General features: G+C 67.0%; 26 protein-coding genes. 15 read left to right on the forward strand and 11 right to left on the reverse strand.

Annotated elements, in window-relative coordinates:
* Position 1: 1 nt before the first annotated feature.
* Positions 2–1,042 carry a TrmB family transcriptional regulator gene (locus tag G9465_RS03575; protein WP_166967588.1) on the reverse strand — a complete coding sequence of 347 codons (1,041 nt, stop codon included), beginning with the start codon at positions 1,040–1,042 and terminating at the stop codon, positions 2–4.
* Between the two features lie 269 nt (positions 1,043–1,311).
* On the opposite strand from G9465_RS03575, the gene G9465_RS03580 reads away from it, so the two are divergent.
* A complete protein-coding gene (locus G9465_RS03580) occupies positions 1,312–1,761 on the forward strand; it encodes a PaaI family thioesterase (protein WP_166967590.1) in 450 nt (149 codons plus the stop codon).
* On the opposite strand, the gene G9465_RS03585 is transcribed toward G9465_RS03580, so the two are convergent.
* A complete protein-coding gene (locus G9465_RS03585) occupies positions 1,758–3,704 on the reverse strand; it encodes a cation:proton antiporter (protein ID WP_166967592.1) in 1,947 nt (648 codons plus the stop codon). The two genes, G9465_RS03580 and G9465_RS03585, sit on opposite strands and share 4 nt — an antisense overlap.
* A 90-nt stretch (positions 3,705–3,794) precedes the next feature.
* Entirely contained in the window at positions 3,795–4,697 is a 903-nt protein-coding gene (locus G9465_RS03590) for an MBL fold metallo-hydrolase (protein WP_166967594.1), read from the reverse strand.
* A gap of 190 nt (positions 4,698–4,887) precedes the next feature.
* On the opposite strand from G9465_RS03590, the gene serS reads away from it, so the two are divergent.
* Positions 4,888–6,270: a serine--tRNA ligase gene (gene serS / locus G9465_RS03595; RefSeq protein ID WP_166967596.1), complete on the forward strand. Its 1,383-nt coding sequence runs from the start codon at positions 4,888–4,890 to the stop codon at positions 6,268–6,270.
* A 3-nt stretch (positions 6,271–6,273) separates the two neighbouring features.
* On the opposite strand, the gene G9465_RS03600 is transcribed toward serS, so the two are convergent.
* The 3 genes from G9465_RS03600 to G9465_RS03610 all read right to left on the reverse strand — a co-directional run bounded on the left by G9465_RS03600 (position 6,274) and on the right by G9465_RS03610 (position 8,689).
* Positions 6,274–6,750, reverse strand: a complete 477-nt coding sequence (locus G9465_RS03600; protein ID WP_166967598.1) for an NUDIX hydrolase — start codon at positions 6,748–6,750, stop codon at positions 6,274–6,276.
* 207 nt (positions 6,751–6,957) lie between these two features.
* Positions 6,958–7,305: a nuclear transport factor 2 family protein gene (locus tag G9465_RS03605; RefSeq protein WP_166967600.1), complete on the reverse strand. Its 348-nt coding sequence runs from the start codon at positions 7,303–7,305 to the stop codon at positions 6,958–6,960.
* On the reverse strand, positions 7,298–8,689 hold the full coding sequence (locus tag G9465_RS03610; RefSeq protein WP_166967602.1) for a redoxin domain-containing protein: 1,392 nt from the start codon (positions 8,687–8,689) through the stop codon (positions 7,298–7,300). Before G9465_RS03610 ends, G9465_RS03605 begins: the two co-directional genes overlap by 8 nt.
* 89 nt (positions 8,690–8,778) lie before the next feature.
* Here G9465_RS03610 and G9465_RS03615 point away from each other — a divergent pair, with 89 nt between their 5' ends.
* The gene (locus G9465_RS03615; RefSeq protein ID WP_166967604.1) at positions 8,779–9,294 is read left to right on the forward strand and encodes a DUF367 family protein; all 516 of its coding nucleotides are present in this window, start codon (positions 8,779–8,781) and stop codon (positions 9,292–9,294) included.
* Between the two features lie 148 nt (positions 9,295–9,442).
* On the opposite strand, the gene G9465_RS03620 is transcribed toward G9465_RS03615, so the two are convergent.
* Positions 9,443–10,510: a hypothetical protein gene (locus tag G9465_RS03620; RefSeq protein WP_166967606.1), complete on the reverse strand. Its 1,068-nt coding sequence runs from the start codon at positions 10,508–10,510 to the stop codon at positions 9,443–9,445.
* An 81-nt stretch (positions 10,511–10,591) separates the two neighbouring features.
* Here G9465_RS03620 and G9465_RS03625 point away from each other — a divergent pair, with 81 nt between their 5' ends.
* Complete coding sequence (locus tag G9465_RS03625; RefSeq protein WP_166967608.1) at positions 10,592–10,741, forward strand: 50S ribosomal protein L40e; 150 nt, start codon at positions 10,592–10,594, stop codon at positions 10,739–10,741.
* Between the two features lie 82 nt (positions 10,742–10,823).
* Here G9465_RS03625 and G9465_RS03630 read toward each other — a convergent pair whose 3' ends face one another.
* Positions 10,824–11,435, reverse strand: coding sequence for an MBL fold metallo-hydrolase (locus G9465_RS03630; RefSeq protein ID WP_166967610.1), 612 nt, complete (start codon positions 11,433–11,435; stop codon positions 10,824–10,826).
* A gap of 109 nt (positions 11,436–11,544) precedes the next feature.
* On the opposite strand from G9465_RS03630, the gene G9465_RS03635 reads away from it, so the two are divergent.
* The 5 genes from G9465_RS03635 (at position 11,545) to hisH (ending at position 14,504) form a co-directional block, all read left to right on the forward strand.
* Complete coding sequence (locus G9465_RS03635; RefSeq protein ID WP_166967612.1) at positions 11,545–12,264, forward strand: ThuA domain-containing protein; 720 nt, start codon at positions 11,545–11,547, stop codon at positions 12,262–12,264.
* Positions 12,265–12,382: 118 nt separating this feature from the next.
* On the forward strand, positions 12,383–12,574 hold the full coding sequence (locus tag G9465_RS03640; protein WP_166967614.1) for a DUF5786 family protein: 192 nt from the start codon (positions 12,383–12,385) through the stop codon (positions 12,572–12,574).
* Complete coding sequence (locus G9465_RS03645) at positions 12,571–13,122, forward strand: DUF99 family protein (RefSeq protein WP_166967616.1); 552 nt, start codon at positions 12,571–12,573, stop codon at positions 13,120–13,122. Before G9465_RS03640 ends, G9465_RS03645 begins: the two co-directional genes overlap by 4 nt.
* A gap of 44 nt (positions 13,123–13,166) precedes the next feature.
* Positions 13,167–13,754 (forward strand): uracil-DNA glycosylase family protein, encoded by a 588-nt coding sequence (locus G9465_RS03650; RefSeq protein WP_166967618.1) that lies wholly within the window; start codon positions 13,167–13,169, stop codon positions 13,752–13,754.
* A 99-nt stretch (positions 13,755–13,853) separates the two neighbouring features.
* Positions 13,854–14,504 (forward strand): imidazole glycerol phosphate synthase subunit HisH, encoded by a 651-nt coding sequence (gene hisH, locus G9465_RS03655; RefSeq protein WP_166967620.1) that lies wholly within the window; start codon positions 13,854–13,856, stop codon positions 14,502–14,504.
* Positions 14,505–14,768: 264 nt separating this feature from the next.
* Here hisH and G9465_RS03660 read toward each other — a convergent pair whose 3' ends face one another.
* Positions 14,769–15,116 (reverse strand): hypothetical protein, encoded by a 348-nt coding sequence (locus G9465_RS03660; protein ID WP_166967622.1) that lies wholly within the window; start codon positions 15,114–15,116, stop codon positions 14,769–14,771.
* A gap of 95 nt (positions 15,117–15,211) precedes the next feature.
* Here G9465_RS03660 and G9465_RS03665 point away from each other — a divergent pair, with 95 nt between their 5' ends.
* The gene (locus G9465_RS03665) at positions 15,212–16,897 is read left to right on the forward strand and encodes a histidine kinase N-terminal 7TM domain-containing protein (RefSeq protein WP_166967624.1); all 1,686 of its coding nucleotides are present in this window, start codon (positions 15,212–15,214) and stop codon (positions 16,895–16,897) included.
* A 44-nt stretch (positions 16,898–16,941) separates the two neighbouring features.
* A complete protein-coding gene (locus G9465_RS03670; RefSeq protein ID WP_166967626.1) occupies positions 16,942–18,045 on the forward strand; it encodes a tRNA (guanine(26)-N(2))-dimethyltransferase in 1,104 nt (367 codons plus the stop codon).
* A 5-nt stretch (positions 18,046–18,050) separates the two neighbouring features.
* Here G9465_RS03670 and G9465_RS03675 read toward each other — a convergent pair whose 3' ends face one another.
* Complete coding sequence (locus tag G9465_RS03675) at positions 18,051–18,467, reverse strand: hypothetical protein (RefSeq protein WP_166967628.1); 417 nt, start codon at positions 18,465–18,467, stop codon at positions 18,051–18,053.
* A gap of 89 nt (positions 18,468–18,556) precedes the next feature.
* Here G9465_RS03675 and G9465_RS03680 point away from each other — a divergent pair, with 89 nt between their 5' ends.
* The 3 genes from G9465_RS03680 (at position 18,557) to G9465_RS03690 (ending at position 22,191) form a co-directional block, all read left to right on the forward strand.
* A complete protein-coding gene (locus tag G9465_RS03680; protein ID WP_166972890.1) occupies positions 18,557–19,993 on the forward strand; it encodes an MATE family efflux transporter in 1,437 nt (478 codons plus the stop codon).
* Positions 19,994–20,059: 66 nt separating this feature from the next.
* Entirely contained in the window at positions 20,060–21,304 is a 1,245-nt protein-coding gene (locus G9465_RS03685; RefSeq protein WP_166967630.1) for a YihY/virulence factor BrkB family protein, read from the forward strand.
* Complete coding sequence (locus G9465_RS03690) at positions 21,301–22,191, forward strand: phosphatase PAP2 family protein (protein ID WP_166967633.1); 891 nt, start codon at positions 21,301–21,303, stop codon at positions 22,189–22,191. Before G9465_RS03685 ends, G9465_RS03690 begins: the two co-directional genes overlap by 4 nt.
* A 13-nt stretch (positions 22,192–22,204) precedes the next feature.
* On the opposite strand, the gene glnA is transcribed toward G9465_RS03690, so the two are convergent.
* Positions 22,205–23,560 (reverse strand): type I glutamate--ammonia ligase, encoded by a 1,356-nt coding sequence (gene glnA, locus G9465_RS03695; protein ID WP_166967635.1) that lies wholly within the window; start codon positions 23,558–23,560, stop codon positions 22,205–22,207.
* A 126-nt stretch (positions 23,561–23,686) separates the two neighbouring features.
* Between glnA and lrp the strand changes: the two genes are divergently transcribed.
* The gene (gene lrp / locus G9465_RS03700; RefSeq protein WP_166967637.1) at positions 23,687–24,145 is read left to right on the forward strand and encodes an HTH-type transcriptional regulator Lrp; all 459 of its coding nucleotides are present in this window, start codon (positions 23,687–23,689) and stop codon (positions 24,143–24,145) included.
* The last annotated feature ends 14 nt before the right edge of the window (positions 24,146–24,159 follow it).

Here is a 24,159-nt window from a genome sequence, read left to right on the forward strand (position 1 = left end):
CTCAGTTGTCGTCCGCTCGCCGCAACCGCACCACGCCGGCGCTGTACTCCTCGACGAACGCGCCGGGGCCGCCCACGCTTACCGTCCCGTCCGCCGTCGACAGCACGATCGTGTTCTGCAGCGGGAACTGTGCGGTCATCGGGCCTAACAGGCTCTGCTCGACGTCGACGATGTGGCCCTCGATAGTCGCCCCGGACAGCAACTCGGCCGTCGCGTACAGGTCGCTTCCCCCCCGCAGGTGCAACGTCGTCTGGAAGACGGCCTCGGTGAAACTGTCGTACGTCGCCGGCAGGTCGTCGGGCGGGGCGACGTAGGCCTCGCTGGTGCTCATCCAGAAGTTCGTGAACAACGCGCCGACCGCGCCCGACAGTTTCGGGCTGTTGCGGACGAGGAGCGCGAACTCCGTCCGGTCGTGTTCGCCGTACAGCACGCCGGCGTCACCGACCATCGCCGTGCCGCCGTCAGTCATCGTCGCGAACGGGATGTCGTACGGACAACGCCGGGCCGCGGTGACCCGGCCCTCGACGTCGTCGGTGACGGACGCCGGGTCACAGTCGCTCAGCAACAGCAGGACGAACACGCCGCGGCCGACGGCCGCTTCGAGCACGTCGACGACCCGTTCCAGCGCCGGGTACGGTACCGAGAGGTACAGTTCGGTCTCGGCGGCCTCGATTGCCCGCCGAAGCCGTCTGCCGGCCGGCTGACGTGACTTGATGACCTCTACCTCGGGGTGGTCCGGGTCGGTGTGTGAGTAGTGGGTTCGCAGGGACGACTCCAGTCGGTCGAGGCCGGCCGCCAGGTCCCGCACCGTCTCTTCTGGCTGTTGGGCTCTGACCTGTGTCGGTGTGAGGTGGTCGTCAACGGTGACGACGCCTCGCTCCTGCAGGTCACCGATGACCTCGTAGGCGTACCCCTTCGAGAGGTCCGCCGCGGTCGCGACCTCCCCGACTGTCCCCTGACCGAGTTCCAGCACCGCTCGGTAGGTTTCTGCTTCCGTCTGAGAGAAGCCGAACTGTTCGAGTTGGTCGATGAGTGGCCCCATGCCTCTAGTGGGTTCTCCAATCCAGTCGGCAAAGAGGTACCCCTTTGCCGACTTTGCGGTGTCGTTGTATATCTGATGAGAGAAATAATAGAAATACTTACACGTAATGCGTCTCATACTGCCGGTGCCGGGGGCTGTCAGCGTTCGTCGTCATCCGACGACGGCGGACGACGAGGCATGGCATCTGTCGGTGGACACACCATCGACCACGTCTCTTCGGTTGTTTCGCGTTCGCTGTGACTTATACGGACGGCGATACACCGCTCGGTATGAGCCTGCAGACCTTGTTCAACGACATCCCGTTCGTGGAGGAACTCGGGATAGAGCTAACCGACGTCGGTGACGGACACGCCGAGGCACGCCTCCCGTTACGCGACGAACACTCCTCGAATCCCAACGCTCGCATCGCCCACGGCGGCGTTACGTACTCGCTGGTCGACACTGTCGGAGGGGCCGCCGTCGTCTCGCTGTCGGAGCGTATCTCCCCGACGGTAGACATGCGCATCGACTATCTCGCGCCCGCGACGGACGACCTGCGAGCGACGGCCGAGGTCGTCAGAAACGGCGGGAGCGTCGCCGTCGTCGACGTAGAAGTGTACGACGCTGACGACCACCACGTCGCCAGTGCTCGCGGGACGTACAAGACCGACGGCGACGGCGGGCAGTCCCCGTGGACCGAAGGCGTCGACGCGGAGTCGGTCGAAAAGCTCTCCGACTAGTCGCCACCGACCATCCGCATACCGTCGCGCACCGACTCTCGGCGACCCAGTAGCGTCACCATATCGCCCTTCTGCAGGACGTAGTCGGCGGTCGGCACCTGCGCTTCCGTGTGGTCCTCGCCGCTGACGAGCGCGATGAGACAGGCTTCCGGGAGCATCGGCCCGACGTCACGCACGGCCTCGCCGATGAACTTGTCGTTGCGGACCTCGACCTCCTGAACGTCGCCGACCCGCCCCACGTCGGTCATCCAGTGGGCGATGGCGGGCCGTTCTATCTGGTTGTCGATGGCCCATGCCGTCGCCATCGCCGAGGAGATGGTCCGGACCCCGAGGTCCTCGAACGCCTCGACGTTGTCCGGGTTGTTCGCCCGGGCGATGACGTGGTCGATGTCGAACTTCGAACTCGCTAGCTGTGAAATTAACAGGTTCGCGTCGTCGTCCCCGGTGGCGGCGACGATGGTCTTGGCGTTGTCCGCGCCTGCAGAGCGCAACACGTCCGTATCGGTACCGTCACCGATTTCGACGGTGTACCCCTCGTTGCGCCCTCGTTCGACTATCTCTTCGTCCTCCTCGATGATGACGACGTTCTCGCCTCGGTCTTCGAGGCGTTCGGCGAGCGCCCGGCCCACCTTTCCGCCGCCGACGATGATGACTCGCATTGGTATCACGTCCAGTTTTTCCGCGATGTATCGCGCTAGCCCGCCTTCCAGCAGGGCAGTCGCGAAGATGACCAGAAACACCGTTCCGAGCAGAATCTCGGCCTGGCTGGTCAGTAACTCCGCCTGTGCAAGTAGCTCCGCCGCCTCCTCGCCGCTTACGCTGGTGGCCTCCGCTCGCCGCTCCTCGGCGACGCTGTTCAGTTCGACGGCGAACAGCGTCGCGACGGACGCCGGGATGATGCCGCGCGGCCCGACGAAACTGACGAACAGCTTCTCGGCTCGGGTAAAGCGGTCGCCGACCGTCGAGATGAAGACGAGTACGGGCCGGATGACCAGCGCGACGGCGAGGACGACGGCGATGCCGGCCAGTCCCACGTCGATGAGGGCGTCCAGACTCAACTGGGCCGCCAGCGCGATGAAGACGAACGACAGCACCAGCAGCGTGATGTCGCCCTTGAACGACTCGATGTCCTCCTCGTATGGGTGGTCGACGTTCCCCAGCGCTATCCCGGCCGTGGCGACGGCGGCGACGCCGGCCTCCGTCGCGATGGTGTTGGCGGCCGCGTAGGCCACCAGCGCACCGGCGAGCACCAGCAGTCGGGAGTTCCGAGGGGCGTCCCCCGGCGAGAGGTCGATGTACTGCAGGAAGTAGTACAGCAGGCCGGCGACGACCAGCCCCACGAGCAGGCCCGTCCCCAGCCGGAGCGCGAACGCCTGCAACAACCCGTCGCTGGTCGCACCGGGGTTGACCGTCTCGAAGACGACGACGGCGATGATGGCCGCCGTCACGTCGTTGACGATGCCCTCCGTCTCCAGGGCCGTCGCGACCCGGTCACGGACCGGGACGACGTTCAGAATGGGTGTGATGACCGTCGGCCCCGTCGCGACCAGCAGCGCCCCGATGAGGAACGCGAGGTTCCACGAGACGGCCTCGTCGGCGAACGCGAACTTCACGGCGACGGCAGTACCGACGAGCGCGATGGCGGCCCCCACCGTCACCAGTCGGAACGTCGCGGTCGGTGCCTCACGGATGCGCTCGAACCGGAGGTGGTAGGCCCCCTCGAAGACGATGATGGCGACGGCGAGGCCGACGATTGCCGACAGCGCCCCCCCGAACGTCTCGCTCCCGACGAGGCCGAGTCCCGGTTGGCCGATGACGACACCGACCAGCAGGTAGAAGATGATACTCGGGACCTGCAACCGGGCGGCGAGTACCTGTGCGAGGACGCCCAGCCCGATGATGCCGGCGACCAACGGAATCAGGAGTGTCGAGCTACCAGCCACTGCTGTCCTCCATCTAGCCCGGACAAGGGTACCCCCCTGTATAAACGCACTCACTCCGGCCGAACGTACCGTTGTCGCCCGCTTCGACTCTTAGTTGTCTCGGTCGAGCGCGACGATGATGCCCCGAACGTTCATCGCCACCTCCGCGCTGGCCTTGCTCTCGCCCCAGATGTCCGGCGTCTCGACCGTCTCGACGAAGTGGTCGACGACCGCGTCGTCGTCGCCCAGTTCCGCCCGTTTCGACTCGACGGCGGCCACCCAGCCGGCGAGCATCTCCGCGTAGACGTCGAGTTTGTCGCCGGTCGGTGCCGGGCCGAAGTGGCCAAACAGCAGCGTCTCCGGGCCCAGTTCGGCGATGGTCTCGACGTCGTCGAGTGCCTGTTCGAGGTCGAAGTTCACCGGCGGACTCGTGACGTGCATCTCGTCGGTCGAGGGAGTGTAGATACCCGCGGCGTCGGCGGTGAACACGCCGTCTATCGTCGGGTCGTGGAAGACGACCTGATGCGGGGCGTGGCCGGGCGCGTGGACCACCTCGAAGGTGTGATCGCCGAGGTCGATCTCGTCGCCGCCGCTGATCTCGACGAGACGGTCCTCGGGAACCGGTTCCGGTTCGACGTAGTGTTCTATCTGGTCGCCGACGGCACCTTTCGTCCCCTCCCAGATTCGTTCGGGGTCGACGAGGTGGCGGGCGCCGAGTTCGTGGACGTACACCGTCGCGTTCGGACACGCCTCGGCCAGAAACCCGGCCCCGCCGGCGTGGTCGAGGTGGATGTGCGTGAGCGCGATGACTTCCAACTCCTCGGGCGCGAGACCCACTTCGGCCATCGCATCGAGGATGCGCTCGTAGTTGGTGCCCAGACCGGTGTCGACCAGCGCCGGTCGCTCGGCGTCGACGATGTACACCGATCCGTACTCCGGCACGTCGTACATCCCGGTGTCGACGTAGTAGACGTCCTCGCACGCCTCGGCCTCGTACACGTCACCGATTGCCATAGGTAGGGTGGCGATTGGGGTGCGGAAAACGGTTGTGTTCGCTGGGAACGGCCGTCGGTCGTCGTCCCGACGGGACGACGCCGAACAGCGAGCGGGGGCTTTCTGGCTGTTCACTTCCCCTCTCCGGGTCCGGCCTGCCGTGAATGCTAGGACCGACACGCCTAATTTCCGCCGTCGAGAACCGTCGGCCATGTTATCGAGACAGTTCGTCCGGGAGAACCCCGAGACGGTCCGTGACGCCATCGAACGCAAGGGCGTCACGGGCGTCGACCTCGACGAGATTCTGGCTATCGACGAGGAGTGGCGCGAACTGAAGGCGAAAGGCGACGGCCTGCGACAGGAGCGCAACGAGATTTCGAGCAAGATAGGGGAGTACAAGCAGGCGGGCGAGGAGGAGAAAGCCCAGGAGGCTATCGACCGCTCGCAGGAACTCAAAGACGAACTGCAGGCGGTCGAGGACCGCGCCGACGAACTGGAGTCCCAACTGGAGGCGGCGCTGCTGGAACTGCCGAACGTCCCCCACGAGTCCGTACCGACCGGGGAGGACGAGGCCGACAACGTCGAGGCCTACCGCGAGGGGTTCGACGACCTGCGTGACCTCCCCGAGGAGGTAATCCCGCACTACGACCTCGGCGAGGAACTGGACATCTTAGACTTCGAGCGTGGCGCGAAGGTCACCGGTGGCGGCTACCAGTTCGTGAAGGGAGAGGGCGCGCGCTTAGAGCACGCGCTCATCCAGTTCATGCTGGACGTCCACCGCGAACAGGGATACTCCGACATCCTCCCGCCGATTCCCGTCAACTCCGCGTCGATGGAGGGGACCGGCCAGTTGCCGAAGTTCGACGACGACGCCTATCGGGTCGGGGCGCGACAGGACGACGACTACGACGAGGACGACCTGTGGCTCCTGCCGACGGCCGAAGTCCCGGTCACCAACATGTACCGCGACGAGATTCTGCTGGACGACGATCTGCCGGTCAAGCATCAGGCGTTCTCGCCGAACTTCCGGCGCGAGGCCGGCGAACACGGCACCGAGACGCGCGGGTACGTCCGCGTCCACCAGTTTCACAAGGTCGAACTCGTCAACTTCGTTCGCCCGGAGGACAGCTACGACCGCCTCGAATCGCTGCTGGAGGAGGCCGCAGAGGTACTCGACCGCCTCGAACTGCCCTACCGCGTGCTGGACATGTGCACCGGCGACATGGGCTTTACACAGGCCAAGAAGTACGACATCGAGGTCTGGTCGCCCGGCGACGACATGGCGGACGGCCCGGACGTCGGCGGCCGCTGGCTGGAAGTCTCCTCCGTCTCGAACTTCGAGGACTTTCAGGCCCGGCGGGCCGGCCTGCGCTATCGACCCGAGCGCCACGAGTCCGCGGAGTACCTCCACACGCTCAACGGGTCCGGCCTCGCGGTGCCCCGCGTGATGGTCGCCATCCTCGAGTACTACCAGAACGAGGACGGCACCGTGACTGTGCCAGAACCGCTCCGGCCGTACATGGGCGGCCAAGCGGTCATCGAGGGCTCTGCGCCGGTCGGCGAGAGCGCCGTCGGCGCCGGCGAGAAAGAGTAACAGTCAGTCGTCACCCGCGGTCGAGGCCGACAGGTCGGCCATCTGCTGACAGACGTGTCGCACTTGCGGGAGCGTCGACGCCGGGAGCGAGTCGGGGTCGACCCACCGACACTCGAAGATGCCTTCTCGCTGGTCGGCTTCCGGTTCCGAGAGGACCGAGCAGTCAAACACCGTGTACACCGAGACGGTGTCGTCGAGGCTGTCGTGGGCGTACCAGAACTCTGTCACCGGCCTGCCGACTCGGGCCCGGCAGTTGAGTTCCTCGCCGAGTTCGCGCCGGAGTCCCTCGGCCGCGTCCTCGTGTCGATGGACGCCGCCGCCGGGGAGCGTCCAGAACGGCGTCCCGTCGGCGTGGCGCTCTCTGACCAGCAGCACCTTCGACGCCGACGTCACCAGCCCTTTCGCACCGTCTCTGAGGCGGAATGACCCGTGGTGGCGCTCGGACGCTGGTTCGCTATGGGGACTCGGCCGTCTCGCCATGCACTACTCACACCCGTCTGGAACGTATAAATAAACGCTTCCTAATGCTCACCGGGCGACGGCAGAACCCGGCGCCGCGATGGAATAGTATGACGGCCGTACCCCGTCTAGCCCTGTGTTACGCGTTACCGTTGCTGATCCGATACCGGTCCGTCGGTACTGACTCGGCCGCCGCGACACGTTCTCCCTGTCGGTGAAATCGGCGTCTCACTTCGTGTACGTCTCGATTCGCTCGATGTGTCCCTCGGCGAACTGGAACACGTCGACGAAGCGGGCGATTGGGTCGCGGTCGGCGTCGAGCAACCGCCCGCGCACCGCGACGCCGCTGCCGTCCGCCTGTCGGAAGACCCCGTCGATCGGGTGGGTGGTGTCCGTCTGGGGTCGCTCCTCGCGCATGAACTGGACGAACCGCTCGCGGCCTTCGATGGTCCGGTCCGGCCGGTCGTGGACGAACTCCGGCGCGAGCAGTCGGGTCAGCAGGTCGTAGTCGCCCTCGTCCAGCGCCCGGTAGTAGGCGCGAGCGGGGTCGGCCGGCGTCTCGTCGCCGTCAGTCATCGTCGCCTCCGTCGCCCTCGCGTTCGTCGGACGCGGGGTCGGTCAGGTCCAGTTCACCGTCGACGGCCGTCTCGTCATCGACGGTCGCCGCACCGTCGCTGTCCCCGGAGCCGTCGGTCGCCTCGTCGTCACTATCGGGGCCGTCGTCCTCGGCGGCCCCCGGCAGTGTCTCGACCATCGTCGCTGGCTCTTCGGCCCCCGCCTCCGTCGATGGTTCGGACTCGGGGGTACTCGCCGCTAGTTCGGCCTGTATCTCGGCCAGTTCGTCGTCGTCGATTTCGCCGTCCTCGCCGTCCGCGGACGCCACCGTTCCGGACGTATCAGACGCCGCCGTCTGGGAGTCGCCCGTCGTCGGTGCCGGGCTATCGGTGACGTTTGTGCTCTCGTCCGCGGCGTCGCTCGTCTCGGTCACCTCGTCGTCGATGTCCACGTCGAGTGCCACGTCCTCCGTCTCCGGAGCGGTCGGGAGGATGGTCGATAGCTCCGCCTCGGCTTTCTCTACGTCGTCGACTGCCGGCGGCCACTCGCCGTCCGGGTCCGGCGGTTCCTCGTACCCTCGGGCGGTTTCGAGCGGTCGCTCGGCGTCGTCGCGGAGTTCCTGTCCCTCGGCACCGTTCCCACTGGAGTAGGCACTGGCAGCCTGCGTGAGCCAGTCGGCGGCCTGCCACAGCGAACTGGCTTTCGTCCGGGCCCCGTCGTAGATGGGTTCCAGCGACTCGTCGTCGACGAACCGAACCGCGGTGTCGAACTGGGACTCGGCCTCCTCGAACGCCTCGCGGGCGCGCTGGAAGTCCGACTGGGCCAGCATCCACTCGGAGTCACCGAACTCGTTCATCGCCGCGGTGAACGCCCGCCGTCCCTCGGTGTAGTGGGCGTAGCCGATGCGGTAGCGGGCGAAGGCGGTGTCGTCGCCGCCGGTGTCGGCGATGGCGTCTTTCAGTTCTTCGACGCGAGGGAGTGCCGTCGGGTCGTCGGTGTGCCACGCGTACCGGACGACGCCGTCGTGGTCGACGACGGCGACGGCCCGTTCGAGCAGGTGTTGGCCGATGTCGTCGACCACCCCGAGGTCGTACTGCGCTGCGACGTCGCCGGCGGTGTCGGCCAGCAACGGCACCTTGAGGTCGTAGTGGTCGGCGAACGCCCGGTGGCTGTACACCGAGTCGGGACTGATGCCGAGGATGGTGACGTCCTTTTGCATCGTAAAGAGGTCGAGTTCGTCGAGGTCACACGACGTCTCGTCACAGGCCTGATTGAAGTCGGCCGGGTAGAACGCGAGGATGACGACGTCGTCGCCCAGGTACTCCTCGAGGGCGACCCGTCGGCACTCACCGTCGACGAGCGCCGGTAACTCGAACGTCGGCGCTACCGTCCCCTCCCCAATCACAGTTGCATCTATACCTACCGATACTTAAGGGTGGTTGACATCGACCCGGCGAACGAGCCGCTTTTGCCCGCTGAGGTGGAACTGACGGTGTGGAACTGCACGTTCGCTACGAGGGTGACGACGACCCTGATAAGTGTAGCGCCCGGAAACTCGCACGCTTCGACCTCGCCGAACTGCACCGGGCGACCCGCTCGACACCGCCGGGTATCGTCCTCAATCCCTTCGCCGAGCAAGCCCTCTCGCCGGCGGACGCACCGACGGCGGGCGACGGCGCCCGCCACAGCAGACTGGTGGCACTCGACTGCTCGTGGGAGACGGCCGAACGCGAGGCGTTCGACTTACAGGGCGTCCACCGCTCCCTTCCGTTCCTCGTCGCCGGCAACCCCGTAAATTACGGGACGGCGTTCCAGTTGAACACCGTCGAGGCCTTCGCCGGGGCGCTGTGTATCCTCGGCGAACGCGACCACGCCGAGGAGATCCTCTCGAAGTTCTCGTGGGGCCACACCTTCCTCGAACTCAACGAGGAACCGCTCGCCCGCTACGCCGACTGTGCGGACTCCTCGGCCGTCGTCGCCGTGCAGGACGACTATCTGGCTGAGGAGTGAGTCAACTGATTACCGGGTCACGAAGCGACGCACCGCAGTGCGGGCACGCTTTGCGGGTCTCTGCCTCGATGACGTCGTCGATTCGTTCGCGGCAGTTCGGACAGCGCATGTGGTGAGTTACCACGCCAACGGTCTTGTAGATTAACCATTATTTATCCGGGTCGCCGAACCCGACGCCGATACCGCGCGGGTCGGTCGGTGGCGCGAGCGGACTGCCCGGCACGTCGGGCGACGGGTCCGGGTCGTTGTACCCGCCCGGTGCCACGTCGTTGGGCGCGTCGGCGTAGCACAGCGACGCCAGCGCCTGGATGTGTTCGCGGCCGACGCCCAGTTCGAACTGACCGCCGCCGTAGAGTCGAATGCCCTGCGTCTCACAGTGTGCGACCGTCTCCAGCACCGACTCGACGGTGCCACACCGCGAGGGCTTCATGTTGAGCCACGACGGCTCGAACGGCAGTTCCTCGATGCTCTCGACGCCCGTGATGGGCACGTCCCACGTCACCCGGTCCTCTCGCCCGTCGAACACTGGCCGCGTCTCGTCGGTCAGGTTCGGGTCCTCGATTAGTGCGTCGGGCAGGGCGTCGACCACGCGGCGGTAGAAGTCGGCGTCGACGGTCACTTCGACGCCCGCTGTCTCGTACAGCCCTTTCAGGTCGAGGACGCGGACGTCGTACGCTGCGAGTGCGGCCAACAGGTCGTCACTCCAGTCGGGCGTCGGGTCGAGTTTGAACGCGAGGTCGTCGTGGACGTCGAGCAGTGCGTCCAGTCGGTCGGTCGTCGGCGGGTCGTCCCCCTCGGACTCGGCGAGGCGCGTCGAGACGACGAAGGAGACGGGGTCGTACTCGCGGCCGAGTGCGGCCCCGAGGCTGGTGTCGGCCTGCTTCAGCGCGAGGTCGAGCGCGGCGCTCTCGAACGCCCACCGGCGGTAGTGGCGAAACCGCTCTTCGTCCGGGGGCTCCGGCCAGAGGTCGGCGTCGTCGAGCACCGCCGAGAACGAATCGAGCGTGTACTCGCCCGCCAGATCGACGTCGTGGTCGACCAGCGTCTCGTGGGCCTCGTTGGTGTAGGTGACGTCCTCGCCCCGACCGGTCTCGTCGGCCCCGGCCAGTTCGATGGTGGTCGTCGCTCTATCGAATCCGCTGGAAGTGGCTCGCTCGCGCAACTCGAACGTACAGTTCTCGACGTGCAGCGGGAGGTCCGCGACTCGGTCGTACATGGGGGCAGGAGGGTCGCTCGCCTGAAAACCGCGCCGGTCGGAAACTCAAAGCTTAAACGGCCACGCTGGCAACCGACTCGCATGGCTAGCTTCGAGGAAGCATCAGATCGAATCCTGAACAAACAGATTTGCATGCGCTGTAACGCCCGGAACCCCCAGCGCGCACAGCAGTGCCGGAAGTGCGGCTACGGCAACCTTCGCCCGAAGGCGAAGGAGACGCGCAGCGCCTGAGACCGTCTCGCTTCTCACTCGCCGCCCGTTTCCGGTCGGCGGTCGCCGCGACACGCCCAGCGACGGCGCTCTCTGCCGACTCTCACTCGTCGGGGTACTTCGGCTCGCGGCGCTCGGCCCGCTCTAAGGCCCGTTCGACCACCTCGCGCACGTCGCCGTGGAAGACGCTCCCGTGGCCCGAGTACATGTGCTCGACGCCGTTGCCCATCCGGTCTAACAGTTCTCGGATGCTCTCGATGAGTCGCTCGCGGGACTGGCCGGGGTAGTCCGTGCGGCCGAACGACCCGTCGTCGAACGCGCCGTCGTCGTGGACCACCACGTCGCCCGAGAACAGCGAGTTCGCCGAGACCAGTGAGACGTGGTCGTCGGCGTGGCCGGGCGTGTACACCACGTCGCAGGCCTCGTCGCCGACGAGCAGTTCGTCGCCGTCCTCGATGGCGTGGTCCCGGCGCACGTGCTCGCCGTAGGCGTACAGCGGCGCGTCGAACGCGTCGAGCACCGCGTCCAGTCGCTCGACGTGGTCGCCGTGCTGGTGGGTCAGGACGACGGCGTCCAGCGAGTCGGTGTGCTCGCGAATCACGTCGACCACGCCCTCCATCGCGCCCGCGTCGACGAGCGTGGTGCGCTCGCCGATGGCGAGGTAGGCGTTACAGGTGAACGTCTCGGCGTCGGCGGTGACGTTGTGGACCTCCATGTCCGTGCCGTGTGGCGGGAGTCGCTTGAGTGTTTGTGGCGGCGCGGTGGCGTCGAGTCTGTCCGTCCCAGTCGCCGAAGCTATACGTCGAGGGATGGAGGGTCACCACATGGCATCCGTCACAGTCTGGAACGAGTTCGTCCACGAACGGGAAGGCGGGGACGCCGCCGAGGTGTACCCCGACGGCATCCACACGGCTATCGCCGAGGCGCTCGACCAACGGGGTCACGACACCCGCACGGCGACGCTCGACGACCCGGAGCACGGCCTCACCGAGTCGGTACTCGACGAGACGGACGTGTTGCTGTGGTGGGGCCACGTCGCCCACGACGAGGTCGACGACGACGTGGTCGAACGGGTCGCCGAACGCGTCTACGACGGGATGGGCCTGCTCGTCCTCCACTCGGCACACGCCTCTAAGCCGTTCAAGCGACTGCTGGGGACGCCCTGTGACCTGACGTGGCGCGAGGAGGGTGAGCGCGAACGGTGCTGGGTCGTCGACCCCGGCCACCCCATCACCGACGGACTGGACGACTCGCTGGTCATCGAGGAGGCCGAGATGTACGGCGAACCCTTCGGCGTCCCGGAACCCGACCGCCTCGTCTTCACCTCGTGGTTCGAGGGCGGCGAGGTGTTCCGAAGCGGGTGTTGCTACCAGCGGGGTCGCGGCAGCATCTTCTACTTCCGTCCGGGCCACGAGACGTATCCCATCTACCACCGTGAGGACGTCCAGCAGGTACTGGACAACGCCGTCCGGTGGGCCACGCCGAGTGAGGGAGCCGACGCCCACGCCGGCAACCGCAACGTCGACCCGCGCGAGTCGCTGTAACCCGTCCGCCGCTTCTGGTCGATACTGCCCTCTCTCGCGCCCATGCGTGAGATACACGATTCCCCGTTCGAAACGGCGAGTGATTTTTCACGGTGAACTACATAGTTGTACACGTACCATGGGGTTCGGGAGCTACGACGAGTCGGAACAAGACAATCAGGAGTACGACACAGAGTTCGACGACGAGGATGGGCTTGACGCCGAGGAGAACGCCCACGAGGGCGCCGTCGAATACGAATTTACCGCGTCGAACGACGAATTACTCGACCGGTTGAAAGACATCAAGGAGGACGAGAACACGAACACGTGAAAGCCGGCGCTCGTGCGCTCGGCATCGCGGAGTCGTATCGGCACTCGACCAGTCACCTCGCCGGTACCGTCGTCCGCGCCAGTCGCGTCGTGGACGGGTTCGTCTTCGACACCTGCACCGTCGGCGGGCGCGACGCGACTGAGACTATTTGTGCGATGGTCGACCGACTGGACCGTGAGGACGTCCGCTATCTCTTGGTCGCCGGCATCGCGCCGGCGTGGTTCAACGTCCTCGATTTGCACGCGATTCAGGGCCGGACCGACCTGCCGACCATCTCGGTCACGTTCGAGTCCTCGACCGGCTTAGCGGACGCCATCCGCGAAGCGTTCGACGACCCCGAGACCGTCAGGGACCGCCTCGACACGTACCGCGCCCAGCCAGACCGCCGCCCGGTCACGGTCAACGGCGAGACGGTGTACGTCCGCGCGGTCGGTATCGAGGACGACGCGGCCGCCGACGTGGTCCGCGCGTTCACCCCGGAGGGCGGCCGGCCCGAACCACTGCGTGTCGCCAGACTGGCCGCCCGTGGGCTTGTCGACGCCGAGTGACCGACAACCGCCGGTCTTGATACGACCCGGGCCGAACGACGGGTATGGAGCAGATGGACGGGCTGGACGTGGTCGCCTGCGAGCGCTGTGAGGCGCTCTGCGAGTCGCGGTCCCGAATCGTCAACGGCGTCGGACCGGCCGACGCGGACCTGCTGTTCGTCGGCGAGGCGCCCGGCGCCAACGAGGACGAACAGGGTGAACCGTTCGTCGGCCGTAGCGGCGACGTACTGGACGACGGCCTGCGCGAGGTGGGGCTTGACAGGGGCGACGTCCGCATCACGAACTGCGTGCGCTGTCGCCCGCCGGAGAACCGCGACCCGCACAAGCAGGAACTCGACAACTGCCGCGAGTATCTGGAGGCCGAAATCGACCGCGTCGACCCGGAACTCGTGATAACGCTCGGGAAGGTGCCCGCCGAACACCTGCTGGGCCGGGACGTGGCGGTCACCGGCGAGGCCGGCGACGTGGTGGACGTGACAATCGAGGGCGAACCGCGGCGCGTGATGGTCTGCGTCCACCCGGCAGCGACGCTGTACGACCCCAGCCAGAAGGAGACGTTCGCGTCGACGTTAGCGAAGGCCGCCGACTTTTCCGACGGCGAGAGCGGACAGCGACGGCTGGGGGACTTCTAGCGACGCCTCGCGCTGGACGGGTTCGGTGACACGCCGCACTCGCTGGCGAAACCTGTCCGAAGGGGAACGCACTTAGCCCGCCTCGGCCTACTCGCGCACATGAACACCAGACAGACCGCCGCCGAGGTGGTCGTCGTCGACTACGGCCTGGGGAACCTCCGGAGCGTCACGCGCGGCCTCGAACGCGCGGGCGCGAGCGTCACGCTCTCGGAGGACCCGGCCGACTTCGACGCCGCCGACGGCATCGTCCTCCCCGGCGTCGGGGCCTTCTCCGAGGGCATGGACAACGCCGGGCCGTTCCGCGACGCACTCGTCGAACAGGCCGACGCGGGCAAACCGCTCTTCGGCATCTGTCTCGGGATGCAGATGCTCCTGACCACCAGCGAGGAGGCCGACCACGCCGGACAGGGCGACGCCGAGGGACTGGACCTCGTCCCCGGGAAGAACGTCCGCTTTGCTCGCGACCAGACGGTGCCCCACATGGGGTGGAACGAACTCGACGTCCAGCGAGACCACCCCCTCGTCGAGGGCGTCGACGGCCAGTACGCCTACTTCGTCCACTCGTACTACGCCGTCCCCGACGACGAGGACGCCGTCGTCGCCACCACCGACTACGGCGTCGACTTCGCCTCCATCGTCGCCAACGAGGCCGGCAACGTCTTCGGTACCCAGTTCCACCCCGAGAAGTCGGGCGAGACGGGCCTGCGCATCCTGCGGAACTACGTCGACTACTGCGTCGACCAGCGGTAGACTGTCGTCGCGGTTGCGGTGGCCGGGAGGCCGCTCTGTCGGCCGACTCGGGGAAGGGCAGGCACACCATCGAGGGCATACCGCGCCGGAGGCGCGGTTTCACCGTCAGAGCGACGCTCTGACGAGCCCTGCGTTCACGCTGTTCACGCAGGTCACCGAACTCGCGGCGTCGACGCGAGTTCGGCAGTTTTCCCCAAGTTTTTGCGAGGAGTGGTGCCCACAGCGAACGAAGTGAGCGAGGACACCCGCCGAAGTAAAAAGGTACTAGAGGAAGTCCCGGACGTCCGAGTACCACATGTCGTGGTCGTCGACGGCGTCGATGGCCTCGGCGATGCGGACGGCGATGGCGTGCCAGCACAGGTCGTCGGGGTCCTCGCTGTCGAGGTTGTACTCGGCGTCGGCGCAGTGACACCCGCCGTCCTCGACGATGTACTCGTCCTCGTAGCCGACGACGACGGTGAAATCGCGATAGCCTTTGACGCGACTCTCGCCGACGGCCTCGATGGCGCGCTGTCCGCGGTCGCCGTGGGCGTCGACGATAGCTGTCACTGCCTCCGGGGTAAGTTCCCCCTCGGATTCCAGCAGCGCAACCCAGTCGTCGACGGCGGTCACACGCTGGCTAGGCAGAGGTGTGACAAAACAGCGTCGTCTCCCTCGGTCCGCGAGGGCCCCGGAACCATAAACAGGGAGCGAACCCACGATGTGCCATGGTCGGCGCTGTCCCTTGGCTCGCACTGGGTTCGTTCGCGTCGGGGGTGGGGTCGCTGTATCTGTTGGCTCAACTCCGCGAACACTGGGACAAGCCGGGTGCGAAGTGGTTCGTCGCGACCATCGCGACCATCACCGTCTGGTGTGGTACCTACGGCGTCGCCGTCCTCGTCTCGACGCCGCTCGTCCGCCGGGGACTGGAGGCGGTGACGTGGGTGTGTCTGGTGTGGATCGGGTTCTTCTTCCTCGCGTTCGCGCTGGGATACACCGGTCGGACGACGATACTGGAGAGTCGGCTGTTCCGCGGGCTGGCGGCCGTCCCGGCCGTCGCGTCCCTGTTGGCGTTGACGAACTCGCTGCACGCGTTGTTGTGGGACGGCTTCCGCCTGACGACGGTCGACGGGGCCTCGCTCGTCCAGTACACGTTCCAGCCGCTGGGGTACGTCGTCGTCTTCGTCGCCATGCTGTTCGTCATGTTCGGGACGGTGCTGGTGTTCGACACCGTCATCAGCTACGGTCCGCTGTACCGCCGCGAGGCCATCGCCGTCGGACTGAGTCCGGTCCCGCCCGGCCTCGCAGTGCTGGTGTGGGCGCTGGGCATCGGCCCGACGGCGAACCTGACGACGCTGGCGTTCCTCCCGCACATCGCGCTCGACTCGTACGCCTTCGCCCGGAGTGACATGTTCGAGTTCCACCCGGCGACTCGGCGGGCGGGCGAGCGGGCGGCCATCGACGACATCGCGACGCCGGTGGCCATCGTCGACGTCGACGGCCGCATCGTAAACCTCAATCCGGCCGCCGAGTCGATGCTGGGCGTCGAGAAGCAGTCGGCGCTGACCGACCCGCTGGACGGACTGCTCGTCGGTGATACGTTTACCGTCGGCGAGGCCTACGACCGGTTCGCCGTCGAGAACGGCGGCCGGCGGGACGTCTACAAGGTCCAGCAGACGGAGTTACGCGACGCGGGCGACACCCATCTGGGGTACACCGCCGTCTTTCAGGACATCACCGACGAGATACAGCGCGAGCGCAGACTGGCGGTGCTGAACCGCTTTCTCCGCCACAACGTCCGAAACGAGAGCGTCGTCATTCAGGCCCGCGCCGAGTTGCTGGCGGCGGAACTGGAGGGCGAACCGGCCGACCACGCCGCGACCATCGAACGGGCCGTCGACCGCCTCGTCGAATCCGGCGATAAGGCCCGCACGCTCTCGACGGCCGGCGTCGACGCCGAAGATATCGAACCGGTCGCCCTCCGTGAACGCATCGAGGACACCGTGAGGCCGCTCGCCGAGGAGTACGACGGGCCGGTCAGCGTCGAGGTACCCGACGACCTCACGCTCCGGACCCAGCCAGTGTTACTTGGCGTCGTCGTCACCAACCTCGTCGAGAACGCGCTGCAGCACGTCCCCGACGCGACAGTTTCGGTGCGTGCCCACGCCGACGGCGACGACGTGGTTCTCACCGTCGCCGACGACGGCCCCGGCGTCCCCGAACACGAACTGTCGGTGATCGAACGGGGGCAGGAGACGGATTTGGACCACGGGAGCGGCATCGGTCTGTGGCTGGTTCACTGGTCGGTCCAGACGCTCGAAGGCGACCTCGCCTTCGACACGAGCGACGGGACGACGGCGACGGTCCGACTCCCTCGGGAGCGAGCGGTCGTCAGCGACCCCGCCGCGGCCTGACCCACCTTCGAACGACTTAACGGCGCCCGCACGGAGAGTCGGGTATGCGCGTCAGCGAGGGGCAGGTCACCGTCTCGGTCCCCGAACAACCGGATGCCGGCAAGGGAGCGGACGTGTTCTTCAACCCCGTACAGGAACTGAACCGTGACCTCACCGTGGCGGCGCTGCGGGCCTACCGGGAGCGCGACGACCGCGTCGAGCGCTATCTGGACGCCACCGCCGCCAGCGGCATCCGCGGGGTGCGGGCGGCCGCCGACGGGTGGCAGACGACGCTGTGTGACGTCGACGACGACGCCGTCGCGCTCTGTGAGGACAACCTCGCTCGCAACGACCTCGCCGGCGAGGTCCGCCACGAGAACGCTAACGTCCTGATGCACAGCGAGGCGTTCGACGTGGTCGACGTCGACCCGTTCGGGACGCCCATCCCCTTCGCCGACGCCGCCGTGCAGGGGACGAAACACCTCCTCTGTGTCACGGCCACCGACACCGCGCCGCTGTGTGGCGCTCACTTCGAGAGCGGCGTCCGGAGTTACGGTGCCGTCCCGCGAAACACCGAGTTCCACGCCGAGATGGGGATGCGGGTGCTCCTGTCGGCGATGGTGCGGACCGCCGCCCGCTACGACATCGCGGCCCGGCCGATTCTCAGCCACGCCACGAAACACTACGCTCGCACGTACCTCGACTTCGAACACGGCGCGCGGGTCGCCAACGACTGCATCGACGAACTGGGCTACGTCCACCACTGCCAGCACTGTCTGTGGCGCGACCACGACTACGGCCTCATCGCCGACGCGCCCGACGCTTGCCCGGTCTGTGACGAACACCTCCAGACCGCCGGTCCCATCTGGCTGGGCCGAACCTGTGACCCCGAGTTTGTGTCGTCGGTCAGCGCCCACCTCACAGAGGACATGGGCACCGCCGAGAAAGCCGAGGAGTTGTTGGCGACGCTCGGGGCCGAACTCGACACGCCGACCCACTACGACCAGCACCGCCTCTGCAAGCGGTGGGGTCGCGGTGCCGAGGCGATGGACACGTTCATCGAGAAACTCCGTGACGCCGGGTACGAGGCCTCTCGCTCCCACTACGGCGGGACGACGTTCAAGACGGACGCCGACGTGACGGAGATTCGGGACGCGACGGCGGAGTAGCCGGGTTATCGACCGTTGACCTGTTTGTCCCCGCTTCCGAGCGACCGGACGAGGCCGTAGGCCAGCAGGTACGCCGGGCGCAGGAAGTAGTTCGCCATCCCGGCCAACCCGAGCAACCCGCCGAGCGCCTGAACCTCTTCGGGCGTCGCGCCCAGTTCGAGGACGAGCGGGGCGGCCGCGATAGCCGGCGCCAGCCACAGCGAGTCCAGCAGGCTGTCGACGTCGATGCCGACGACGAAGCCCACCTCACCCTCGTCGGGACGGGTGAGATACAGGCCGCCGGCCAGCGCGAGCAACAGGACGACCAGCGGGAGCGACGCCGGCACGCCGGCGACGCCGAGTGCGAGCAACAGGCCGGCCGCGACGAGCAACAGTATCGTCACCTGCATCGTCGCCGACCGGATGGCCATCTCCGTCTCCATGTCTCGGTGCTCGCTCGGCCCGAGTATAAACCCTGTGTGGCCGGGTCGGGTCTTAACCCATTTCAGGGTCGGCCGACAAGGTGGTGTTCGTGTCGTCCCGCTACAACCCCGTCCGTGCCCTCCTGCTGTTCGTCGGCGGCCTCCTCGCTCGCGCCGGCCTCGCCGAACGCGAGCGAATCGCACGGGCGACGGACCTCTCGTGGCCCCGCATCGTCACGGGACTCGCCCGGATGTCGAAGTCGACGGCGGACGTGGCGATGGTGGGGCTGGCTATCGGGCCGACGGCCATCGCCGGTGTCGGGTTCGCCTCGCCGTTCTGGGGGCTGGCGTTCGCGCTCGGCGGCGGCGTCGCTGGCGGGACCATCGGGATGGTGTCCCAACGGTTCGGCGCCGACGCCCGCGAGGAACTGGGGTTGACGGTGACGACGAGCGCCGCCGTCGTCCTCGCCATCACGCTCCCGGTGACGGCGGCGTACTGGCTCTACCCCGGATTTCTGGTCGAACTCGTCGGCTCCGGAGACGCCGCCGTCGGCTACGGCGAACGCTACCTCAAAGTCGTCTCCATCGGCGTCCCGTTCGCCGCGCTGAACCTCGTCGGCAGTCGCACCCTCGTCGGGGCCGACGACGCCTACGCGCCCATGCTCGTTCGCGGGGGTGGCGCCGTCGTCAACGTCGTCTTCAACGCCACGCTCATCTTCGGGTTGGGGATGGGCGTGGTCGGGGCCGCCGTCGGCACCGTCGTCGCGAACGTCCTCGTCACCGCCGCCTTCGCCGTCGGCCTCGCCCGCGGCGGTCTGCCCGGCGTCGAGTTCCCCGTACAGATTCCGCTCTCGCGACCGTTCCTCGATGCGTCGCTGGCCCGTGACCTCGCGTCGATGGGGACGCCGCTCGTCGGAACGAACCTCGCCCGGACGGGCGCGCAGTTTCCGCGCCTGTTCATCGTCGGCCTGTTCGGCCCGACCGTCGTCTCGGCGTACGTCGTCGCTCTGCGGGTCCGGATGCTGCTCGACACGCCGAACTGGGGGCTGAGTTTGGCCTCCAGTAGCCTCGTCGGGCAGGCGCTGGGCGAGGACGACGAGCGCGAGGCGACCGAGTGGGCGCGGACCGTCCTCCGTCTCGGCATCGGCGTCTACGTCCTCGTCGCCGCCGCGCTCACGCCCTTCTCCCGCCAGATTAGCCGTCTGTTCGTCGACGACCCGGCCGTGATCGGACTGGTGACGGTGTTCGTCGCCGTCGCTTGCGTCAGCGTCGTCTTCCGCGGCGTCGACGGCGGCGCGACGGGACCGCTCCGGGCCAGCGGCGACACCAACTGGCCGCTGTACTCCCAACTCGCCGGGATGTACCTCTTTGCGCTCCCCGTCGCCTACGTGGGTGTGCTCGTCCCGGCTATCGGCCTGTTCGCGCTGTACGCCTCCCTGCTCGTGGAGACGGCCGTCCCCGCCGCTATCACCTACTACCGGTTCGACTCCGGGACGTGGCGGGTGGTCAGTCGGGCCTATCGGCCCGACGCCGCGCTGGACGACTAGCGAGTCTCACCGGCGACGCCGTGGCGTAGCGCCGACATATTTGTATCGGCCGCCCGAGACACCGACGTGGACCGCAAACGCGCCGTCGCCGTCGTCAGCGAACTCGTCCAGACGGTCCGCGAGGACCAGATCTCGTTTCTGGCGGCCAGCATCGCCTACTACATGTTCGTCTCCGTCTTCCCGCTCCTGTTGCTCTCGCTGGTCGTCGGGTCGATACTCGGCGGCGAGGCGTTCGCCGAGAGGGTCGTCGGCGCCGTCGGGTCGGTGCTGTCGCCCGCCGCCGCCGACCTCCTCGAAGACGCCCTTACGAGCGCCGTCGGACGGGGCGGTGCGACGGTGTTCGGGTTGGCCGTGACCGTCTGGGGCGCGCTGAAGGTGTTCCGTGGACTCGACCTCGCGTTCTCGCAAATCTACGGTACGTTGGGGGACGACTCCTTCGTCGGCACGGTGGTCGACGCTGCGTTGGCACTGGCGGGTATCGGACTGGCGCTCGCGGGTCTGTTCGTCGTCGGGTCGCTTGGCGCGTTTTTCGGCGTCACCGTCGCTCTCGGCGGACTGGCGCTGATCCCCGTCCTCACCGTCGCCTTCCTGCCGCTGTACTACCTCTTTCCGGACGCGGACCTCTCGCTCCGCGAGGCCCTGCCCGGGGCGTTGCTCGCCGCCGTCGCCTGGACGGTGTTCGGGACCGCCTTCAGCATCTACGCCTCGCAGGCCGGGACCTTCCAGTTGTACGGCGTCATCGGCGGCGCGCTCTTGCTGGTGACGTGGTTCTACTTCGCCGGCCAGATTCTGCTCGTCGGGGCGGCGTTCAACAAGGTCCTCCTGGGCGATATGGACCGGCAACTACAACAGGAACCGCTCCGACGGTCCAGCAAAGCGATGAGCGAGGACGCCGACAGGCCGTCGGGCGAGACGCCACCGCCGGACGCTACCGGTGCCGGCGACGACCTGACCGACGAGGAACTCGAACAGTTGCGCGAGGAGTTCGAGTCGTTCCGCGACGACATCGAGGACCGCACGCTCCACCAGGACGACGTCAAAGACGACCTGAAGAAGTACGTCCGCCGGCGGATGCGCCGGGGACACGCCCGTGGCTGGGGTCCCTACGTCGTCCTCCTCTATGGCACGATTATGACCCTCGGGGCGTTCTACTACCTGCAAGATCAGGGGCTGTGGGCCGTACTGGCGATGCTCGTCATCTGGCTCTCGACGCTCGGTCTGTACGTCGTCATGTTGCTCGTCGGCGTCACCTTCCGCGTGACCGGGCTCCCCGGCATCGCCATCGACAAGGTCCGCGACTGGCGTAGATGAGCCGAACCGTCGGCGTCACGGACCTCCTCTCGGAGCTTCCGGGTGTGGCCGTCGTGGGCTTCGCGCTGGTCACGCAACTCGGCGACTTCTGGTTCGCCGCGTCGGCCTGTCTGCTCGCCTACTGGGTCGGCACGCAGACGCCATGGCTCGGCCGGGGCTTGACACGCGACCGAGCGGCGCGACTCCTCGGTCTGCTTTCCTGTGCCGTCGCGCTCGCTGTCGGACTGAAAGCGGTGTTCGTCCTCCCACGACCGCCGGGTGCGGGGACGGCGTCAAACGCTCACCTCGTACCAGCCGTCCTCAGAGGCGTCTACGAGTCGATGGCCACCGGCGACGGCTACGGCTTCCCGAGCGGCCACGCGACGACGGCCGTGTTGGTGTGGGGCGGGTTCGCCGCGACGCTCCGAGCCGGCACCCGTCGCGCCCGCTACGCCGTGGCCGGGGTCGCCGTCGTGCTCGTCTCTCTGTCCCGACTCGTAATCGGCGTCCACTATCTGGTCGACGTTCTGGCCGGCGTGGCCATCGCGGGGACGGCGCTCTGGGTGGTCCTGACGTACCTGCACCGGCCAGACCGAGTGTTCGCGTTCGCCGTGGCGCTGGCGCTCGTCGGCGTCGCGGCCGGCGGACTGACCCGCGACATGGCCGCCGGACTGGGGCTCGCGGCGGGCGGCGCGCTCGCGTGGCCGTTCCTGTCGAGCGTCCCCGAACCGACCCGGCGGGGTGCGGTGGTGACGGTCGTGCTTGGCGCGCTCTCGATAGCGGTGCTCGCGGTCGGCATCGCCGCCGCCGAGTCCGTCCCGCCGCTGGTCGCGCTCTTGGCAGGTACCGGGATGGCGCTGTCGCTGGCGCTGCCGCTCGTCGGCGAGCGCGTCGCGAAAAAAACGTGAAGACGGATCCCGCTTAGAACTTCTCGAGGTACTGGTCGAGTTCCCACTGGGAGACGTCGACGAGGTACTCCTTGTGCTCCTGGCGCTTGGCTTCGACGAAGTTCTCGAAGACGTGCTCGCCCAGTGCGTCCTGTACGACCTCGTCCGCTTCGAGGGCGTCGACGGCCTCGCCGAGGTTCTCCGGCAGCGTGGTGATGCCGTACTCCTCGCGCTTCTGCTCGTCGAACTCGTAGATGTTCTCACGGACCGGCTCGTCGCATTCGAGGCCCTTCTCGATGCCGTCGAGACCCGCGTGGATGAGCGCGGCGAGGGCGAGGTACGGGTTACACGACGGGTCGGGGAAGCGAGCCTCGATACGCGAGGCGGCCGGCGTGCGGGCGGCCGGCTTGCGGATGAGCGCCGAGCGGTTGCGGTCGGACCACGCGACGTAGACAGGTGCCTCGTAGCCGGGGACGAGTCGCTTGTAGGAGTTCACGGTCGGGTTCGTGACCGCCGCGAGCGCGGGGGCGTGCTCGAGGATGCCGGCGGTGAACTGCTTGGCCTCCTCGCTGAGGTTGAACTCGTCGTTCTCGTCGTGGAACGCGTTCTCGCCGTCCTCGGTGAACAGCGAGATGTGGGTGTGCATCCCGGAACCGTTGATGCGCGGGATGGGCTTGGGCATGAACGTCGCGTGCAGGTCGTGCTCGGCCGCGATGGCGCGAACGACGGACCGGAAGGTGGCGACGTTGTCGGCCGTGGTCAGGGCGTCGTCGTACGTGAAGTTGATCTCGTGCTGGCCCTGTGCGACCTCGTGGTGGGACGCTTCGATGTTGAAGCCCATCTCCTCGAGGCCGTAGATGATGTCACGGCGGACGTCGGAGGCGAGGTCCTTCGGCGCGAGGTCGAAGTAGCCACCGGCGTCGTTGGTCTTCGTCGTCGCGCGCCCGTCCTCGTCCTCCTCGAAGAGGAAGAACTCCGGCTCGGGGGCGGCGTTGACTTCGTAGCCGAGGTCGTTGGCGCGCTGGATGGCGTCTTTCAGGACTCCGCGCGGGTCGCCCGAGAACGGCTCGCCGGTCGACGTGTTGATGACGTCACAGATGAGGCGAGCGCTGGAGCCGCCCTCGACGCTCTCGCGCCACGGCAGGACCGCGAACGTCGTCGGGTCCGGGTCGAGTCGCATGTCGGACTCCTGAATGCGGACGAAGCCGTCGATGGACGACCCGTCGAAGTAGATGCCCTCGGTGAAGGCCTTCTCGGCCTGATCGGCCGTGATGGAGACGTTCTTGACGGTGCCGAGGATGTCTGTAAACTGCAGTCGCAGGAAGTCGACGTTCTCTTCTTCGATCTCGTCGAGTACCTCCTGTGCTTCCGGTGAGAGTTCGCTTGTCATCTTTGGACACCGGGTAGGAACATTGCTACCACTAAAATACTGCCGTTTTACGCAAGGATTCCGAGGCTGTGCCCATCAGTTGGACATTCGTAAAATTCTAATCCCCCGAGAACGTGTGTGGGTGTAATGACGTACGAAAATCTCGACCGCAAGTTGGTAAATGCGCTTCTGGGGGACGGACGGGCGAGTCTCCGAAGTCTCGGTGAGGACCTCGACGTCTCCGTCACGACCGTCTCGAACCACCTCTCCGCGCTCGAAGAGGACGGCATCATCAACGGCTACACACCGAAGGTCGACTACGACGCGCTGGGATACGACGTCACGGCCATCATCCAACTCAAGGTAGAGGGGTCCTCGCTCCCCGACGTGACCGAGAGCCTCAAACAGCACAAGCAGATGATCTCGGTGTACGAGGTCACCGGCGACTACGACATCATCGCCGTCGGGAAGTTCATGGACACCGATGGGATGAACGCCCAGATCAAAGAACTGCTCACCGACCCCGAGATAAACGAGTCCAACACGTCGGTCGTCCTCAATACGGCGACCGAACACGAGCAGTTCGAACTGGACCTTCAGGAGTAACCCTTTCTGCCGTT

Source organism: Haloarcula sp. JP-L23 (genome assembly GCF_011602445.1).
GTDB classification, from domain to species: Archaea; Halobacteriota; Halobacteria; order Halobacteriales; family Haloarculaceae; genus Haloarcula; species Haloarcula pellucida.

Coding starts and splice junctions, on each gene's coding strand:
- G9465_RS03600 (WP_166967598.1), bottom strand. CDS start 6,750: ATGGCGAGACGGCCGAGTCCCCATAGCGAACCAGCGTCCGAGCGCCAC.
- G9465_RS03580 (WP_166967590.1), top strand. CDS start 1,312: ATGAGCCTGCAGACCTTGTTCAACGACATCCCGTTCGTGGAGGAACTC.
- G9465_RS03675 (WP_166967628.1), bottom strand. CDS start 18,467: ATGGAGACGGAGATGGCCATCCGGTCGGCGACGATGCAGGTGACGATA.
- G9465_RS03590 (WP_166967594.1), bottom strand. CDS start 4,697: ATGGCAATCGGTGACGTGTACGAGGCCGAGGCGTGCGAGGACGTCTAC.
- G9465_RS03640 (WP_166967614.1), top strand. CDS start 12,383: ATGGGGTTCGGGAGCTACGACGAGTCGGAACAAGACAATCAGGAGTAC.
- G9465_RS03635 (WP_166967612.1), top strand. CDS start 11,545: ATGGCATCCGTCACAGTCTGGAACGAGTTCGTCCACGAACGGGAAGGC.
- G9465_RS03670 (WP_166967626.1), top strand. CDS start 16,942: ATGCGCGTCAGCGAGGGGCAGGTCACCGTCTCGGTCCCCGAACAACCG.
- serS (WP_166967596.1), top strand. CDS start 4,888: ATGTTATCGAGACAGTTCGTCCGGGAGAACCCCGAGACGGTCCGTGAC.
- G9465_RS03575 (WP_166967588.1), bottom strand. CDS start 1,042: ATGGGGCCACTCATCGACCAACTCGAACAGTTCGGCTTCTCTCAGACG.
- hisH (WP_166967620.1), top strand. CDS start 13,854: ATGAACACCAGACAGACCGCCGCCGAGGTGGTCGTCGTCGACTACGGC.
- G9465_RS03605 (WP_166967600.1), bottom strand. CDS start 7,305: ATGACTGACGGCGACGAGACGCCGGCCGACCCCGCTCGCGCCTACTAC.
- G9465_RS03665 (WP_166967624.1), top strand. CDS start 15,212: ATGGTCGGCGCTGTCCCTTGGCTCGCACTGGGTTCGTTCGCGTCGGGG.
- G9465_RS03630 (WP_166967610.1), bottom strand. CDS start 11,435: ATGGAGGTCCACAACGTCACCGCCGACGCCGAGACGTTCACCTGTAAC.
- G9465_RS03690 (WP_166967633.1), top strand. CDS start 21,301: ATGAGCCGAACCGTCGGCGTCACGGACCTCCTCTCGGAGCTTCCGGGT.
- G9465_RS03620 (WP_166967606.1), bottom strand. CDS start 10,510: ATGTACGACCGAGTCGCGGACCTCCCGCTGCACGTCGAGAACTGTACG.
- G9465_RS03625 (WP_166967608.1), top strand. CDS start 10,592: ATGGCTAGCTTCGAGGAAGCATCAGATCGAATCCTGAACAAACAGATT.
- glnA (WP_166967635.1), bottom strand. CDS start 23,560: ATGACAAGCGAACTCTCACCGGAAGCACAGGAGGTACTCGACGAGATC.
- lrp (WP_166967637.1), top strand. CDS start 23,687: ATGACGTACGAAAATCTCGACCGCAAGTTGGTAAATGCGCTTCTGGGG.
- G9465_RS03650 (WP_166967618.1), top strand. CDS start 13,167: ATGGAGCAGATGGACGGGCTGGACGTGGTCGCCTGCGAGCGCTGTGAG.